General features: G+C 46.1%; 15 protein-coding genes and 2 pseudogenes. 12 read left to right on the top strand and 5 right to left on the bottom strand.

All coding sequences use genetic code 11. From position 1 onward, the window contains the following. Together ACEW9J_RS23605 and ACEW9J_RS23600 are read right to left on the bottom strand one after the other, a co-directional pair. Nucleotides 1-264: pseudogene (locus ACEW9J_RS23605) on the bottom strand (IS4 family transposase); the annotation flags it as partial. Between the two features lie 326 nt (nucleotides 265-590). Continuing rightward, the gene (locus ACEW9J_RS23600; protein ID WP_373547512.1) at nucleotides 591-875 is read right to left on the bottom strand and encodes a hypothetical protein; all 285 of its coding nucleotides are present in this window, start codon (nucleotides 873-875) and stop codon (nucleotides 591-593) included. A gap of 237 nt (nucleotides 876-1,112) precedes the next feature. Between ACEW9J_RS23600 and ACEW9J_RS23595 the strand changes: the two are divergent. The 3 genes and pseudogenes from ACEW9J_RS23595 to ACEW9J_RS23585 all read left to right on the top strand — a co-directional run. Beyond that, nucleotides 1,113-1,514: pseudogene (locus ACEW9J_RS23595) on the top strand (metal ABC transporter permease); the annotation flags it as partial. Between the two features lie 82 nt (nucleotides 1,515-1,596). Further along, nucleotides 1,597-2,193, top strand: coding sequence for a hypothetical protein (locus ACEW9J_RS23590; RefSeq protein WP_373547511.1), 597 nt, complete (start codon nucleotides 1,597-1,599; stop codon nucleotides 2,191-2,193). Nucleotides 2,194-2,482: 289 nt separating this feature from the next. After that, nucleotides 2,483-2,611 carry a hypothetical protein gene (locus tag ACEW9J_RS23585; protein ID WP_373547510.1) on the top strand — a complete coding sequence of 43 codons (129 nt, stop codon included), beginning with the start codon at nucleotides 2,483-2,485 and terminating at the stop codon, nucleotides 2,609-2,611. A gap of 7 nt (nucleotides 2,612-2,618) precedes the next feature. On the opposite strand, the gene ACEW9J_RS23580 is transcribed toward ACEW9J_RS23585, so the two are convergent. Both ACEW9J_RS23580 and ACEW9J_RS23575 read right to left on the bottom strand, forming a co-directional pair. Next, the gene (locus ACEW9J_RS23580) at nucleotides 2,619-4,652 is read right to left on the bottom strand and encodes an ABC transporter ATP-binding protein/permease (protein WP_373547509.1); all 2,034 of its coding nucleotides are present in this window, start codon (nucleotides 4,650-4,652) and stop codon (nucleotides 2,619-2,621) included. A gap of 340 nt (nucleotides 4,653-4,992) precedes the next feature. Then, nucleotides 4,993-5,652, bottom strand: coding sequence for a MotA/TolQ/ExbB proton channel family protein (locus ACEW9J_RS23575; protein WP_373547508.1), 660 nt, complete (start codon nucleotides 5,650-5,652; stop codon nucleotides 4,993-4,995). A gap of 183 nt (nucleotides 5,653-5,835) precedes the next feature. Between ACEW9J_RS23575 and ACEW9J_RS23570 the strand changes: the two genes are divergently transcribed. From ACEW9J_RS23570 to ACEW9J_RS23530, 9 genes are all read left to right on the top strand, one after another. Beyond that, nucleotides 5,836-5,961: a hypothetical protein gene (locus ACEW9J_RS23570; RefSeq protein WP_373547507.1), complete on the top strand. Its 126-nt coding sequence runs from the start codon at nucleotides 5,836-5,838 to the stop codon at nucleotides 5,959-5,961. After that, a complete protein-coding gene (locus ACEW9J_RS23565; protein ID WP_373547506.1) occupies nucleotides 5,958-6,743 on the top strand; it encodes a hypothetical protein in 786 nt (261 codons plus the stop codon). The genes ACEW9J_RS23570 and ACEW9J_RS23565 overlap by 4 nt, the downstream gene beginning before the upstream one ends. Continuing rightward, on the top strand, nucleotides 6,722-8,047 hold the full coding sequence (locus ACEW9J_RS23560) for a TIGR04283 family arsenosugar biosynthesis glycosyltransferase (protein ID WP_373547505.1): 1,326 nt from the start codon (nucleotides 6,722-6,724) through the stop codon (nucleotides 8,045-8,047). Before ACEW9J_RS23565 ends, ACEW9J_RS23560 begins: the two co-directional genes overlap by 22 nt. 391 nt (nucleotides 8,048-8,438) lie before the next feature. Further along, nucleotides 8,439-8,972, top strand: coding sequence for a DUF2996 domain-containing protein (locus tag ACEW9J_RS23555; protein ID WP_373547504.1), 534 nt, complete (start codon nucleotides 8,439-8,441; stop codon nucleotides 8,970-8,972). A 192-nt stretch (nucleotides 8,973-9,164) separates the two neighbouring features. Next, nucleotides 9,165-9,896, top strand: a complete 732-nt coding sequence (locus tag ACEW9J_RS23550; protein WP_373547515.1) for a phycocyanobilin:ferredoxin oxidoreductase — start codon at nucleotides 9,165-9,167, stop codon at nucleotides 9,894-9,896. Nucleotides 9,897-10,607: 711 nt separating this feature from the next. Further along, a complete protein-coding gene (locus tag ACEW9J_RS23545; RefSeq protein WP_373547503.1) occupies nucleotides 10,608-11,084 on the top strand; it encodes a hydrocarbon-binding protein in 477 nt (158 codons plus the stop codon). 63 nt (nucleotides 11,085-11,147) lie between these two features. Next, nucleotides 11,148-11,513, top strand: coding sequence for a roadblock/LC7 domain-containing protein (locus tag ACEW9J_RS23540; RefSeq protein WP_373547502.1), 366 nt, complete (start codon nucleotides 11,148-11,150; stop codon nucleotides 11,511-11,513). Nucleotides 11,514-11,815: 302 nt separating this feature from the next. Continuing rightward, complete coding sequence (locus ACEW9J_RS23535) at nucleotides 11,816-12,679, top strand: DUF4388 domain-containing protein (RefSeq protein WP_373547501.1); 864 nt, start codon at nucleotides 11,816-11,818, stop codon at nucleotides 12,677-12,679. Nucleotides 12,680-12,685: 6 nt separating this feature from the next. Continuing rightward, nucleotides 12,686-13,240, top strand: coding sequence for an ATP/GTP-binding protein (locus ACEW9J_RS23530; protein ID WP_373547500.1), 555 nt, complete (start codon nucleotides 12,686-12,688; stop codon nucleotides 13,238-13,240). A 310-nt stretch (nucleotides 13,241-13,550) separates the two neighbouring features. On the opposite strand, the gene ACEW9J_RS23525 is transcribed toward ACEW9J_RS23530, so the two are convergent. Then, the gene (locus tag ACEW9J_RS23525; RefSeq protein ID WP_373547499.1) at nucleotides 13,551-16,748 is read right to left on the bottom strand and encodes a chemotaxis protein CheW; all 3,198 of its coding nucleotides are present in this window, start codon (nucleotides 16,746-16,748) and stop codon (nucleotides 13,551-13,553) included. Nucleotides 16,749-16,908 lie beyond the last annotated feature (160 nt).

Raw genomic sequence — 16,908 nt, 5'->3', positions numbered from 1 at the left:
AGTCAGCTCAAGATTAAACCCGTATAATTTAAAATCACGAAACATCTCTTCTAGCTGAAATCTAGTTGCATAAACTCGAACAGCAGTATTCAAGTCTGAAAATGTTGTCAATAGAAACCAACCTTCCTCTATTGGCATACCATGATGTTCTTTTGGATAGTGAATAGCAACATTGAATGGAAACTTATGAGCAGATGCAGAAATATTTACTCCTCGTAAAAATATACTTATGCCTGGAACTGAAGCTAGCTGATTAAGTGTCATTAATTCTTCATTTGAGCAGATGCAGAAATATTTACTCCTCGTAAAAATATACTTATGCCTGGAACTGAAGCTAGCTGATTAAGTGTCATTAATTCTTCATTATCTAGCTGAACATACGTAGTCTTCTTGAGTCTAAGGCAGTAACCCCAACCTATCTCTAGTAGCCAAGTTGCTAAGTGTTTACTACAAAACTCTCTGTCACCTAATAGCACAAATGAATATTCTGGCAATAAGCAGGTAATTAGATGGATTACTGATTGTTGGTCATCCAGATTGCTCGACCCTAATTTGTCTAATAGCTGCGCTGGGCAGGTGACCCGCCTAGCTCAATTAATTGGAATCGCCCGACCCTGAATTATCCAACTTACCATTAATAAATTGTACTTTCGCCAGCTTGTTCTATCGATTGCTAAAATCATTGATTCCTTTTTCTTCCAATAGCCTGTCATTAATTCTATCCAAATTCCCCACCAGATCTTTTCTTTGCAAAATCTAGGACTGTTCAAAAATCTCTGCAATGTTTTGAGCCTACTCGCCGCTAAAATTGGTAGAGGTAAATTATTTGCTAGATGTCCTAATGTGGCTTTAGCTAATAATCCTACTGTTCTCATCAGGATTTCTATCAGCACCAGCTCCGCCCGCCGGATTCAATGTTAATTTGAACCACTTTTGATATAATTCGGGAGACATTATTTGTTTTTATGCTCTCACTTTTTGAGCATATCTTTATTATTATCCCATACTCTTTATGCTTCAAAAGTAACTCGTCTTTACTTCCCTTCAATTTTCATCCAACTGTGCAAAATCCAGTGTGGGAAAACGTTGCAGGGGTGCTTGTCACCCCTTCAGCTTATAAGGAGTTGTTGCTCTATACATTCGATCGAACTGGAGCTGAAGCAATGGGCTTACCAGTTAGAATTATTCATCTCGGATTTATGTCCGCAATTACGCTGACGATTATCGCTAGTATGCAGGCAGTAGGTGTAATTTTAGTGATTTCGCTATTAGTTGGGCCAGCTTTGACGGCATATTTGCTAGTAAAAGAGCTGCATCAAATGATGATTTTGGGTGCGATTATCGGTGCGGTTGCGAGTCTGAGCGGAGTATATATTAGTTTTTACCTCAAGCACGTACCATCTGGCCCTGCGATCGTAATTGTATCTTCAGGATTATTTATCCTGGCATTATTATTTAGTCCCTCCCAAGGTATCCTAACCCAGCGATTTAGATTGCCATCAAGCGGGAATTGATAAATGATTTAGTTAGTAATTGAGCATCAAATACTCTAACTTCGTTTAAGATCGGGATAGGATCGATCTCTTGGGGATATTTATGGCTTACAGTAACTTTACAATCGAAGAAGTCGAACTCCGATTCGACTTGGAATTGCAAGCCGTCTCCTTCTTACCAGAAACTACCCCGATCGCTCCTAGCGATCTACTGAATCGTTACCTAGAGAGAGGTTTAACTTTAGCCAAACGAAATGTCTCTGAAAAAGCTCGCTCCGAATTCCTAATCGCACCTATTCTCCTCGAACTCGAAACCCTCTTGACAGATAGCATCAGCCTCTTCTCTGGCGAAGATTTTACAGTCGATCGATCCCTCGGACTTAATGGCATCTGCGACTTTCTAATTGCCAGATCCCCTGCCCAACTAATTATTAAAGCACCTGTAATTGCTGTAGTGGAAGCTAAAAGGGGCGTGCTGCGAGATGGCTGGGGTCAGTGTATTGCCGAACTCGTTGCCGCTCAAAGATTCAATCTGCAAAGACACCAAGAGATTCCCTACACCTATGGAATTGTCACCAGCGGAATGCTGTGGCAGTTTATCCGGCTGTCTGGATCGACAGTCTCGCTCGAACCCGCTGAAATCCCGCTCCAACCTCTAGATCGTCTGCTGGGCATTCTCTCCTGGTTGGCTCAAAATTAGCCAGTAGCAATAATATGCAGCCGATCGCGGGCATAAAGTCCGTTTAGGCGAGTAATTCAGCATGTTTGCCTCGATCGACAATCTGCCCCGTTCGAGGCAAACAGGCGATCGGCTGCATAGTCAGATGATACATCTTTACCTTTGTTAGTATCGATCGCGTGAATCGGATCGGTAGTTAGTCTCAATTCTTTGATGAGTAGCCAGATCGATAAATAGCCGCATCGATCGATTGAGATGATTTTAGGAGCTAGCCGTTCTCCTAATGACGATCGTTTAGTGCAGTAAATCGATGAAGATTGAGGCTTGTCCAGTTTATAAAATTGAAGCTGAGTTAGAGCAAAAACAGTCGATCCAAGTCTTTTATCATACTTTAGAATTCTTTGGTTTATGTACATTTCGCCAAGCCGCAAAAGGTTAACTTTTTATCAACTAGCGAACTGATAGTCTTTCGCTGGTAATAATTGCCAACTGTGATGATTTGCCGATCGCAAGTCTAACACCGTTTGATGATAGTCAATCAGACTGGGACGATGCCCGACACTGATATAAGTGATGTCTTGGCTTTGCAGTAGCTCATAGAGCCGTCGCTCATTAGTCACATCGAGGGCACTAGTAGCTTCATCGAGGATGACGTATTTTGGCTGGCTGAGGAGAATCCGCGCAAAAGCTAACCGCTGTTGCTCGCCTTGGGAGAGGACAGCAGCCCAATCTTTTTGGGCATCAAGTCCACCCATCCGTACCGATAAGTTTTCCAGGTTTACCGTTGCGAGTGCCGATTGGATTTCCTCATCGGTGATACTTTCCCGCAGGTTGGGATATTTCAATTGTTCGCGCAAGGTACCCAGGAGCATATAGGGCTGCTGAGGCAGGAATAGAGCTTGAGTATAGTCGGGACTTTCGATCGTGCCCGTACCGTTGCGCCACAGCCCAGCAATCGCCCGCAGCAACGAACTTTTCCCACAGCCACTCGCACCCACTACCAGCAGAGATTGACGCGGTGTCAACTCGAAGGAGAGGTTTTGAAATAGAGTCTGCTCGGCATTGGGAGTATTGAGCGTCAGTCCATCGACTTTAAAATGAGTTGAGGAATAATTTACAATTCCAGTATCGACAACATCTCTGTCCCATTGCCGAAAGCGTTCGTACAGCATCCCCAATCGCTCGATACTCGCCGCAAATGAAGAAATACTCTGAATCCGCGTTGGGATAATTGACAGGGCACTCAGCACCATTTGGAAGGCAAATGTGCCCTGCCCGATCGTACCAAAATCCACTTGCTTGGCAAAATACAAAGGGGCGACAATTAGGTAAGGTACCAACCGCGCAAAATAGTTATAAGCATACTGAAAGATATCTAATAGCGCAAACCAAATTATCAACAGATCGTAGTTTCTAATCGCTCTACCCAGCCGACCTTCAACTTGACTGAGTTCTAGATTTTCGCCCCGATAAAAAGCGATCGATTCAGCATTATCCCTCACGTGAACCATCCCATAACGAAAATCACCTTCTAGTCGCAGTTGATTGAAGTTAATTTTAATTAGTTTAGTCCCGATCCAAACTGCCAGAATAGTACCAATCGAAACATACCCAATCAATCCGATCGTAAGTTGGGTAGAAATACTATAGAGAATTCCGGTAAAGGCGACTAAATCTAAAACTGAATCGAGAATATCTAAAATCAGATCTAGGATAGTAGTCGTAAAAGAATTTACATCTTCAGTCATCCGTTGATCTGGATTGTCAATATCTGTATTAGCTGCATTAGAATCTAGTTCATAGTAAGCTCGGTTGCTAAAATAATCCTTCAAAAATGTATTTGTCAACCACTCTCGCCAGAACAGAGCTAGTTTTCGTCGCGTGTAGCGATAACTAATTAAAATGGGAATCGCGACAACCAGGGTAATCCCATACACCCAGAGAAACTCCCAAAACACTTGGGGATTTCTACCATTGAGGGCATTGTCTATAAACCGAAAGACGTAGCTAATCAGCACATTTAGACTACTGACGATGAATGCCAGAAATAGCAATAGTCCCAATACTAACCATTGCTGTTCTCGTCCTCTGAGCTTACGCCGATAAGCATAGAAAATGCCGCTACTGGCAATCAGCAAGACTAAAAATATGTAAGCAGGTAGAAATGTGAGGAGACTTTGAAATATCTCGATCGAGCTTTTGCCCAGACTAGATAGAAACTTGAGATAAATAATCTCATTTACTAACCCTGAGAAAAATTTAGGCGCGAATTGGAAGCCAATTAAGGCGAGGAAGACAACAAAAAAGAACGTAAAAGCAACAACAAATACTAATTGTGTTAAAATCAAAAATAGAAACTGAATCGAACTTCTCGGCCCTGGTGGATAGAAGTAAGGTTGGGCAATTTCAACAAACCGCTGCCAAAGCTGGCGATCGAATCGAAATTTAAGCGGCAATTTAGACTGAGATACTGCGGTCATAGCAATTGGAGCTAAATAAAGATGTCCTGGAGTTGACGATAATCTAAGTTATCTACATTACTCCTTCAATGAATCTTAATATATTTCGTAAGCCATAAGCTGAAATATAGATGGTGGGAAATGCCTAGGCTGTTGACTCTGTACCCTTTTTGAGGGTTAAAATTCATGCAAAATGGCGATGTCCCTGTGAGCGCAAATCCTGGTTGAGCATGGGATTTGCGCTCACAGGGACACCAAAAAATGTCTGAACGAAAAATGCGGAAATGCCAACAAAGTCAACAGCCTAGGCAATGCCCACCCAAAGCCTAAAGCCTAAAACCTAAAACCTAAAACCTAAAGCTTAATCGAGATTGTCGATAGATTTACGTTGAGTATTGAGCCAATGCTCGCGGTAGAGTAGTTCTAGCTGATTTCCCGCGCCTCTAAATAGCTCGATCTGACCGGAAATTAAGCCTTGAAATAGCCGATAAAAACTAAGACTGAAGATCGCGACTATCATACCTGCGGCGGTAGTAATCAGTGATTCACTAATTCCTAGTGTGACATTAGAGCCAGCCGAAGTACCTAGATCGCCTAATTTGATCCCATTTAGAGAGCGAATCAATCCGAGTACGGTGCCTAAGAGTCCGAGCAAAGGAGCGAGGGCAATAATTGACTCCAGCATCTTGTCACCCTTTCGCATCGTCGCTAATTCGTTTTCGGCGGAGGCTTCAAGGGCAAGTTTAAATGTCTCAGGATCGGGATTTGTCCGCTTGAGTGGGGCATAGAGAAATCGACCGATTGGTTTGCGATGGCGTTCTTGTTTGGCGATTTGGGCGGCGGTGTCCCATTCCTGAGTGGCACTGGCTTCTAGTACGCGCTCGATTAGCTCTTCCTCTCTCCTAGTCGTTTTGAACCAAAACCACAACCGCTCCAAAATAGTCGCTATGGATAAAATCGATAGCCCAAATAACGGCCACATGACTGGGCCACCTTTCTCAAACAGTTCGCTAGCATTCATAATTAATCAGTTGACAGTTGACAGTTAGTATTCAATCTCTAGCAGTTAGCAGAAACAAAAAAAAATGTGTCTGAATCTACAGTACCATCAGGCTTGTCAAACAGCCCCCAAAATCATTTTACAATTGAGCCAATCGAGAGCGATCTTGAGATTGTTGCGGCGATGCCCTAGTACAGAGGCTCTGTGAAGCGGCAGACGTTGCGGGAAGTAAGAGTCTTGTTGCGGAAGCTGCGGCTGAGAATGGGAACTCTAAATTTAGATGTCGATCGAGTATTTGTTTCTACCGATATCATCAGATTATCACCATGAAAATTGTCAAATCTACCGATCGATACCTAGCACTAACCAACCAAAACCGTCGCTGTCTTGAGATTTTACCATTTGCGGTACCTTTTATAATCGTTGGTTTAGTGATGATTGCGGGAACAGTTCAGACTACCAAGCTAGAATGTCAGCGGACTGAAGGCAATCAGATCGGTTGTCAACGAACTACTACAGGTATTTTGGGTGCTGTAAAAGACTATATTCCTGGAGAATTGCGATCGGTCAAAATCGTCACAACTAAGAGAGCTGGCATCATCTTGGTTACTACTACAGGTGAAGTGGAATTAACTCCCTATCGAGCGTCTTTGACAAGTAGTCAGGAGCCAATTGCCGAACGCTTGAATGCTTTCTTGAATAATCCCCAGCAGGTGACAATTCGCGTAGAGCAAGACGATCGTTGGATCGATTTGCTTGAGAGTAGTTATTTGCTCAATTGCGGAGTAGCTATTGCGCTGTATGCTTTGGAAATTCACACCCATATGAGTTGTAAGCTCGATCGCGATGCCGATCGAGTCACTATCGACAAAAAGTATTTACTTTACTGCCATCGCCAGACTATACTGCCGTTACCAACGATTAAGCAAGCTCAAGTCAAAGAACTGCTATACAGTATCATGAGTGGTGGTCGTCAACCACTATACACAATCGACCTAATTCCCTTTGATGCTGAGAAGGTCTCCCTCTTAGTATCTATTGAAAGTTTGACAAAATGTCAACAGCTTTTCGATAAGATCGATCGGTTCTTATGTCATCAACAACGATCTTAATTATCTTCACGCGTTATCCTACCCCTGGCGCGGTCAAAACTCGCTTGATTCCGGCTGTGGGAGCCGCAGGTGCCGCAATGCTACACCGTCAGATGACCGAATTTACCCTGTGCAAAGCGCGAGAACTGTGTCAGCGAATGTCAGGATCGATCGTGGTGCATTTTGCTGGGAGCGACAGCCAACAGATGGCAGACTGGCTGGGTACAGACTTAGTTTATCAGTCTCAAGGAGAAGGCGATCTGGGGGTGCGGATGGATCGATCGATTGTATCTGCTTGTCAGTCAGCAGATCGAGTAATTTTGATCGGTACTGATTGTCCTAAATTAACTGTGGATATACTCGCACATGCTTTTGAATATTTGCTCGAACGAGATCTAGTATTGGGGGTGGCATTGGATGGGGGCTATTATCTAACTGGAATGCGTCAGCCTCAGCCGGAATTATTTGTCGATGTCGATTGGGGTACCGATCGAGTATTGCAACAAACGATCGACATTGCCAACTCTTTGAATTTATCAATCGGTTATCTACCTACACTTGCTGATATCGATCGTCCAGAAGACCTACCATTATTAGCACAAGCGGGGTTAGGAGCCAAAATCTCGATCGTCATTCCTGCACTAAATGAAGCGGGGACAATCGCTCAAGTACTAGCTAATATTCATCCCCTCCCAAATGTAGAAATAATCCTCGTCGATGGAGGTTCAAGCGATGACACAGTATCGATCGTGCAAGGATTGGGCGGGAAGGTAATCTCTGCCTCAAAAGGCCGCGCTCATCAAATGAATGTCGGAGCTAAGGCAGCAACGGGTGAAATCCTGCTGTTTCTCCATGCGGATACTTTTTTGCCATTGGGCTTCGAGACGATGGTGCGATCGACCTTGCAGCCACCGCTCACAGGAGAAAAACTCGCCCCTGTAGCTGGAGCTTTTTCGCTCCAAATCGACAATCTGCTGCCGAGTTTGCGATCGATCGAATGGCTGGTAGCATGGCGATCGAAATGGCGACAAATGCCCTATGGCGATCAAGCAATTTTTCTGAGAGCGGAGACATTTTGGGAACTCGGCGGTTTTAGAGAAATGCCGATTATGGAAGATTTTGAACTAATCCGGCAATTGCAACGCCGAGGGCAAATTGAGGTCCTGAGTGCGCCTGTGGTGACTTCGGCGCGTCGCTGGCTCCAGCGGGGAGTCTGGCAAACGACGTTAATCAATCAAGCGATCGTTATTGGTTATTTATTTGGAGTTTCACCTGCACGATTGGCGAGTTGGTATCGTCATACTCCTTTCTCACTCAAGAAATAGATATTTAGTGTAGGGGGTGGATAGTGGATGGCTTGCACTGAGCGACTTGCACTGAGCGAAGTCGAAGTGAGCCGAAGTGTGGATGGTGGATGGTGATATCTATTTAGTGAGTGGGAAGGGAGTAGAAGCCGCAAAATGCGATCGCTTTAGTCGCACAACTTAGGACAAGAATGCAAGCCAGACATAAGCTAATAATAATTCTAGATATGCTCATTAGATCGGATACTGGTGCGTTACGGCTTGAGCCTAACACACCCTACATCAACTTAGCGTTGGCGTGGAGTTTTGTGGCTAATTCATTTAAATAATCGCTCCAACGAAGTCGATCCCCCTAGCAATGCTTGCGGTAAAATTGGATTGAAACTCGAACAAGGCAATGTAGGCGATCGATATGGTAGAAGAATCCGCAGAAAATGTAGTTCCCGCCACAGCCGCCGGGAAAAAAGCCAAACCAGCCGCTTCAGATGCACCTGCAACTGACACCCCTGCGCCCAGTGGAGCAGAAACGCCCGCAGAAAAAACCGTCCCACCCAAAAAAGAAAAACCCCCCGCAGTTGAAGCAAAACCCTTTATTGACTTTATCCAACAAGACTATCTCCCCGCACTTACCCAAGCCTTAGTCGCTAAAGGAATAACCGATCTCCAGGTCGATCTAGAGCGGTCTAAAATCGCCATCAAGGGCTTTGAAACTGCTCCAGAGTGCAATCAAGTCATCGGTCGTTGGGATCGAGGTAGCCGTCAATTTAACGTCTACTTCTTTGATGATAGTATTCAAGGTCAACGGGCGATTTCCTGTGTCGATGGTGCCCATAAAGCCAGCACGCTCGAATCCTTCCTGATCGACGAGCGCAAAATCACCCTAGATCTCCTAGTCTCAGGCGTAGTCCTCCGGCTCAATAGTCAGAAGTGGTTGTTGCGAAATTAATCGCTCTCGATAAAGATGAAGTAATGCTGAGGCTATGTAGCCGATCGGTTAAGATTAAATAGATGTGTGTTGTTTTGCGAACGGGTAAACTGCACCAATCTCTCTGGTGTAGTCGCTCCTGGTGGAGAATCCAACGTGCTAGCTTCATCGCCACAGATCGAGAGATGTCACAATTTGGATCGGCTATTAATTATGATGGAAACTAGTACCCAGTCACTGCGATCGCGCCAACACACCTTAATCGAGCAACTTGCCAATGCGATCGAAACCGTCTGGGCGCAACACCTAGATCTCTCTCCCTATCAACTCCCCTCAGAATTAGGCTATGTCGAAGGGCGATTGGAAGGAGAAAAACTAGTCATCGAAAATAAGTGCTACCAAACCCCCCAATTCCGCAAACTGCATCTCGAACTCGCTCAAGTCGGCAAGAATTTAGACATTCTCCACTGTGTGATGTTTCCCCATCCTGAATACGCCCTCCCGATGTTTGGTACCGATATCGTCGCTGGGCGCGGACAGATTAGCGCGGCGATTGCCGATTTATCCCCGCTCAATGCTCAACGGGTATTGCCAGACAACTATCGCCTCCCCCTGCACCAATTACCTACCCATAGCTTCAGTCAACCCCGCGAGTTACCCCAATGGGCGGATATTTTTTCAGAGTTTTGCTTTTTCGTGCGCCCTTCTACACCTGAAGAAGAGCAATGGTTTCTCGATCGAGTTACCGCCATGCTTACCATTCATTGTCAACAAGCAGCGATCGCCATCCCTGTTGGTACTACCGAACGCGCCGAAATCGTCACCGCTCAAAACTACTATTCCACCAAGCAACAACAAAACGACAAAACCCGCAGAGTATTAGAAAAAGCTTTTGGTACGGAATGGGCGGAGAATTATATGACGACTGTGTTGTTTGATAGTTGATGAGTAAGTCGGCATCAACATCGAGCGCATCAATCGCTCTAAGATCTTTTTGGACTAATTTCAAAAGCTAGTTGATTTCGATGAAAACACAAGTCGAACTCTAACCTTGTTAGCCATGCAAAGTCGCCTTTTTCTTTTCTAGAGCCGTCGGATCTGGAAGAGTCCGGGCTGTTTGCGCCGATGCCAAACCGCTCCAACGGAATACGGATAATGCTCACCAACAGTCACAAGCAGCAGCAAATGATATTTATGAGGTAACGATCGAACCAGACAGTCTCAAGCTGATTCATGGCGATAGTAGATGCCAAATTCGAGCGGGGATTAATGGTCGCGTAGATATCATTTCTAAGGAAGAAACTGTGCTCCAATTTATCCTCGGAGAATCCCGACTATTGGGGTAAACGCGATCGAGCTATTCGTCTCCACTCCTCACTCAATCCGGCTGGATGCAGCTAATTACTATAGATCGCTTACCTTTAAGAAGAAAACCAGACCACCTGTGTGTACAGGTAGAGCGCGGGGATTCTGCTGGTTCAGCTAAATTTTGATTTTACTGTTAGTAAGTGTTTTTAGGTGGGCACACTATCGGTGTAGAGGCGATCTAAAGTCTCTCGCTCGTGCTGGAGCTAGCTGGCTGCTAAACCGGACGCCTCTGTGCTCAGAGCGAGTAAATCTAGTCTATTGCCATACTAACTAAACCGAAATATTAATATGTCAAATTCACTCTCTAGCCGTCCAAATTTAGGTCAATTTAGTAGTATTGTTTGTTTCAAATCAGTCATCACTGGGATGGAAGAAGCTCTGGGTGAAAAAATGACAGCGATTGCCTTGATTTCTGCTGGACGCAAACGTGGTAAAGAATTAGCTCAAGAGTTGGGTTTATCCAATACCAATCCTAGTTTTGACGCGATTGCTACCCAGTTAGATGCTGCCGTTGGTGCTACTGGTACCCACCTAACTGCTGTCGATAAAATTGTCCAAGACGGCGATCTGATCAAAGTTTATTGTTCGGAAACTATTTGTTCTGCTAACGAACCTCAAGGCTCCGATCGCAAATGTACTTTCACCATGGGTGCAGTTTGGGGCGCATTGAGCGAAATTACTGGTAAGAAATTTCGCGGTATTCATACTGAATCCGTCCTCCGTGGTGGTACTCATGACGTATTTGAATTCAGCACTCTCGGCTAATATTGACTGCACAAATCGGTCTTAAATTTTCAATCTAACTAACTTAATCATTGCGAGAAAATCATGGGCACAAGTACAATTGGTGGAATTTTACAGAATTTTGTATCGGGCACTGCGGATGTTCAAGGTGCAGCCTTGGTATCCCACGACGGCTTACCTCTAGCCTCTAGCCTACCTGGGACGATGGACGAAGAACGGACTTCGGCGATGTCTGCGGCGATGCTTTCCCTCGGCGAGCGGATCGGTAAAGAATTGTCCCGTGGTAATGTTGAAAAAATCATGGTTGAAGGTGCTGACGGTTACGGTATCCTCATGGGTTGTGGCGAGGATGCGGTGTTCCTCGTGTTGGCAAATCAGTCTGCTAAACAAGGACTATTGATGTTAGATATCAAACGTGCCGTAACTGAAATCAAAGCTGCATTAAACTAGTACCCTCACATCTAGTTATTTGATTTGCTGCGGAGATTTTCACCCCATCCCAACCCTCCCCTTATCAAGGGGAGGGAGCAAGAAAAGCCCCCCTGATAAAAGGGGGGCTAAATCGACCTAAACTGAAGTCCAGCCGACTTGTATATGTGTGGTGACGGGGGATATTTGGGGGTAAAAGCTGAATTAATAAACTCCAACAAACTCGATCGATGTTAGAACATTACTGGGCATACTCTCAGTAGTAGTGTTCTAAATTTTTACAAGATAGACATTTACTATTCTTAAATATATTGGAGAAATAAATGTCCTTAGCTGGCTATTTATCAGAGTACTCATTAGCCGAAATTTTTCATTTCGTGCAAGAGGGTAATAAAACAGGCGTGCTGTCGATCGAACCAGAGCGCGGCTTGATGCGATCGCTCAGTGATGCTTATAACATCTCATTTCAGGCTGGACGGATTATGTCTGTCACCCATGAGAGTGGAGCAGAGCATCAAGGTTTGCTCAAAATGATGCAGCAACGACGGTGGCTCTCAGCAGAGCAGACGACGGGGCTAGCAACTCAGGTGGGATTGCTGCGCCAACCATTAGGGATCTATCTCAAAGCTCGGAATCTAGCCAATACGGAGCAACTAACATTACTATTCAACTCTCAAGTAGTTGCCACTACCTGCAAATTATTTGAAATCCACCACGGACGGTTTAATTTCAATCCTCAAGCATCATTGACTTATGGTGAAATGACCGGATTGAGTTTAACCGCTCAAGAAGCCGCATTACTGGGACTGAGAATGCTCAAGGATTGGAGCGGTTTGAGTGCCAAATTACCCGCGCCTGAATTTGCACTCCAGAGATTGTCCTCAAAACTGCCCAATCTGCGGTTGGATAGTCAAGAATTTCAAGTCTGGAACCTAGCCTTAGGCGAAATTTCGATCGCTAAAATCGCCGCTCAACTGGGTTTAGAGATTGAAAAAGTTCAACAGATTGGCTTTCGGCTGAGTTCGATCGGGCTGATCCAGGAAGTATCCGTCGAGCCACCACAACCATCGATCGACAAACTGATGGCAGCACCGACACCTGTTGGTGTTGGCGGTGGTAATTCGAGTGTGGCTGTATCGGCTTCGTTCTTGAGTAGTTTAATGGGCTTTTTGAAGAAAAAGGGTTGACAAATCATGGAAATTATGAATTTAGTTGTCACTGGAACGGTAGGCGCGGGTAAAACCACCTTCATTCGTTCGGTGAGTGAGATCGAAGTCGTGGATACCGACAGGCGGGCTACTGATGATGTGGCAAATCTGAAACAAAATACCACTGTGGCGATGGATTTTGGGACGCTGCAATTTGGGGAAGAGATGGCGTTACATATTTATGGAACTCCAGGACAGATCCGGTTTGATTTCATGTGGGAGATTTTGATCGAACGCGCTCATGCTTATGTACTATTGATTGCGGCACATCGACCGAGTGAGTTTCATCATGCGCGGCGGATTATGAATTTCATGAATCGGCGGGCGCAGATCCCAATGATAATAGGCATCACTCATAGTGATTGTGAGGGGGCTTGGAGTAGCGAGGATATCGCTTTAGCTTTGGGTTATCAGGATATCGCGCAGCAACCCCCGATCGTGCTGGTAAATGCCGAGGAGGGGGAGTCGGTAGCCATAGCGTTGATTTCATTAGTCGAGCATTATATGCAGTCTACGGCGGCTGCGGCGGTAACTAGTTAACTAGGTAGTATAAGAATCGTGGCTAGATGCTTGTAGTAAGCCGATCGGTAGGCGGTATATACTTGTGAGTTGCGAGTTTTTTTAGTGTGGGCAGACCCCCCGTTGAGGAGCGCAAATCGCCGCCCTCTCAAACTCGCCCTTCAGATGGATGGCTGGTGTGAAGCGTGGTGCGGCATTCGCTCCATACTAGATTTTAGTAGGGTGTTAATTGAATCGGCAGAACCGACACTGTGCCTAAGGCATACTACCTGAGAGTAGACTACACCAACGCCAACGAGCCTCTCCCTCAGGAGATACTGACATTAGATCTCTAATTTGAGACTGGGGAAGCTAGTAATTTACCGATCGCGGACATGAAATCTTGTTCGATATAGGGTTTGATAAAGTAGTCAACCGCGCCCAGATGAGCGGCAAATTGGCGGTGCTTGGTATTGCTGCGAGAGGTGAGCATCACGACGGGAATATGCGCGATCGATCGATCTTGACGATAGACATTGAGGAATTCAAATCCATTCATATTTGGCATCTCGACATCACAGACAACCAATTTAATTTCATTAGCTTTCTGGCGAAGGATCTGAAGTGCTGCTTGTCCATCCTTTGCTTGCAGGGTGCGGTAGCCAAATTTTTCTAGGGATAGACACAGACTCTGACGGGTGGTAATCGAGTCATCGACGACGAGGATCGAATCGATCGACTCAAAGTCTGGAGTTGGTGTTATTACTGTACAACTAGGTCGTTCGACTAGTACCTGAATCAGGGTATGCGGATCGAGGACAGGGAGGACGCTCCCATCGCCCAAAATCGTACAGCCATAGCTGTAACTAGGGGGTCTAATCGATTTACCAAAGGGCTTGATGGTGAGTTCTTGTTCGGTAATCAGTCGATCGATCTGGAGTGCGACGAGCCGATCTCCTCTGCGGATGAGTAATAGTGGACAGAGCCAGTCGCTAGGGTTATTGGCACTACTTTTGAGGGTATGGGAGATCGCCCGTTCGGGGACGGGGGTGGAGTAGGTGAGCAGCTTGGCAAGATCGTAAACGGGGATCGCCCGTTCGCGCCAATGGAATACCTGGTGCGAATCTTGCTGGGATAATTGGGCGGAAGTCGGGACAACAATTTTTTGGATACTGTCAGCGGGAAAGGCATAGACAGCGTTACCGACTTGGCACACCATCAATTGAGCGGTTGTCAGGGTGAGCGGAATCTGGAGGGTGAAGGTTGTCCCTTTGCCGACTTGAGTGTCGATCGAGATCGTCCCTTTAATCGATTGAATCTGGGCTTTGACGATATCTAATCCCATCCCGCGCCCCGATAGTTTGGTGACGCGCTTGGCGGTAGAAAAGCCTGGTTCAAATAGGAAATCGAGGACTCGCTCTGGGCTGAGAGTAGCGGCATCGACAGGCATCAATAGTCCAAGGGAGATCGCTTTGGTTTTAATCTGATTGAGGTCGATCCCACACCCGTCGTCGGTGATGTCGATGACTGTTTGGCTACCTTGATGGTAAGCGGTAATCTCGATCGAACCGCGTGCTGGTTTGCCCATTGCTTGACGGGCGGCGGGTAAATCGATACCATGATCGAAAGCGTTGCGGAGGAGATGCAGCAAGGGATCGAGGAGTTTGTCAATTGCGGCGCGATCGACTAGGACTCCTGCTCCGGTAATTTTGAGATCGACTGGCTTGTTAAATTCGATCGACAGATCGTGGAGGGTACGGGGAAACCGATTGAGGATTTCCCCTAGTGGTAACATCCGCGCCCACATCAGATCGTCACGGAGATAAGACAGTAGTTGCTTTTGCCGATCGATCTGCTGGTGAGATTGGGTGGTAAATAGAGTTAAATCCTCGATTTGTTCTTCGATTTGGGCGATTTGTTCGATCGTGGCTTGGGCGATAGTGTGGACTTCACTATAGCGATCGAGTTCCAGGACATCAAACTGCTGATTCAAATCGCGCTGCTCTGGAGGAGAGCCACCCACGAGGGGGAATGCGGACTCAGATGGCGGATACCGATTGGAGATGGCTAAGGTGTCCGCCATCTGGCGGAGCCTGTCGCCAATTGTCTGGAAATTCTCACATTTCGATCGCAGTCGCTCCAGGGTGTCGTGGAATTGTTCATTGTGGAGAGCCAATCCATGTCGCTCGATCGCCAGTTCGCCCATGAGGTTGTTCATCCGCTCTAATCGATCGATCCCCACTCTGACGGATAGTTGCGGGATATTTGTCGTGACTTTCCGCGATTTTTTGACTTTGATGGGGGCGATAACTTGGGGTGGGGCAAATGTAGCTGGGACGATCGGTGCTAATTTGTCGAAATTATTGGTAATATCTGCCAGCGTCATCCCGATCTTCCGCTGGTGACGATCTGCGACAGGCACCAATGAGCAAGGTAGATCGAATATATCTACCAAGTCAAAGCTCAGACTAGCTGGAGTGGCGATCTCTAGCGATCGAGCTGGCAGATCGAATATATCTACCAAGTCAAAACTCAGACTAGCTGGAGTGGCGATCTCTAGCGATCGAGCTGGCAGATCGAATATATCTACCAAGTCAAAGCTCAAACTAGCTGGAGCGGCGATCTCTAGCGATCGAGCTGGCAGATCGAATATGTCTTCCAAGTCAAAACTGAGTCGATCGGCACTTGGCAGATCGAACAGCTCTTCAAGATCGAATAAAGTGCTGGAATAGGCGGTACCAGCAGCAATCTTTAGCTGCGGTTGTTCTGCCATCAAAAAAGCAAAACCTGGAGAGATTGCCCCACATGTAGCTCGATCGGTAGTTAGAACTGCTTCTAGGGTGCGATAAAAATCTACCAGGGCAAAACAACAAATTTCGCGGGCGCGGTCGGGATGACGATCTAAGGCGGCGATGGTCGCATGAGCTAGGGTACCAAGTCCAGGTGTATTGGTGAGGCTGGCAATCCCCGTAAATACTTCTGACTGAGCGCGAAACTCGCCCACGGCAATGCGATCGCAGTCTGGATCTAAGAGTACTCGTTCGAGTCTAGCCAAACTTTGGGCGACATCTACCTCAAAAATTGATTGAGTCAGATCGACACCACTACTGAGGAATCCATCGGGAATTTTTTGTCCAGCAATTACAAAGTGACCGATTTCTTCGTCTAGATCGGCGAGGACGATCTGAGTGCTGGTATGAAATTCTGGGAGTAATATTTCGCCGTTCAGCTCGGCGGTGACGAGTCGATTTAAGCAGTCATAGATCTTAAATAGGAGTTGGTCTAAATTGCGATCGAATGGTAAGTCTGGATGGTTGAGCACCCGAAAAATATCTTCGATTTGATGAGCGAGATCGGCGATCTGCTCTAACCCCAAGCTGGCGGCACCACCTTTGATCGAGTGAGCGGCGCGGAGGAGGTTGTTGACTTTGGTGGCACTGCGATCGATACTCAGAGTCACGAGTTCTGTTTCGATCGTCTGAAGCATTTTGGGGACTTCCAAACCGAACAGTTGATAAACTCGATCTCGTAGTTCTGGGTCGATGTACATTGTTAGGAAGTGGATGGTGGATGGTGGATGGTGAATGGCGATTCGCGATACGTAGGCAAAGCCGAGGGTTTAGCGAGACAGGATAGCGAATCAAGACAGTGGTTGGTAGTCACTGATTTGTGGATCTAGTGGTTGGATTAGGTGAGATGTTAAGGACGTT

This window comes from Chamaesiphon sp., from assembly GCF_041737865.1.
Classification (GTDB): Bacteria; Cyanobacteriota; Cyanobacteriia; order Cyanobacteriales; family Chamaesiphonaceae; genus Chamaesiphon.
Note: the sequence above shows the minus strand (reverse complement) of the source record. Positions and strands in the feature narration are given on the sequence as shown.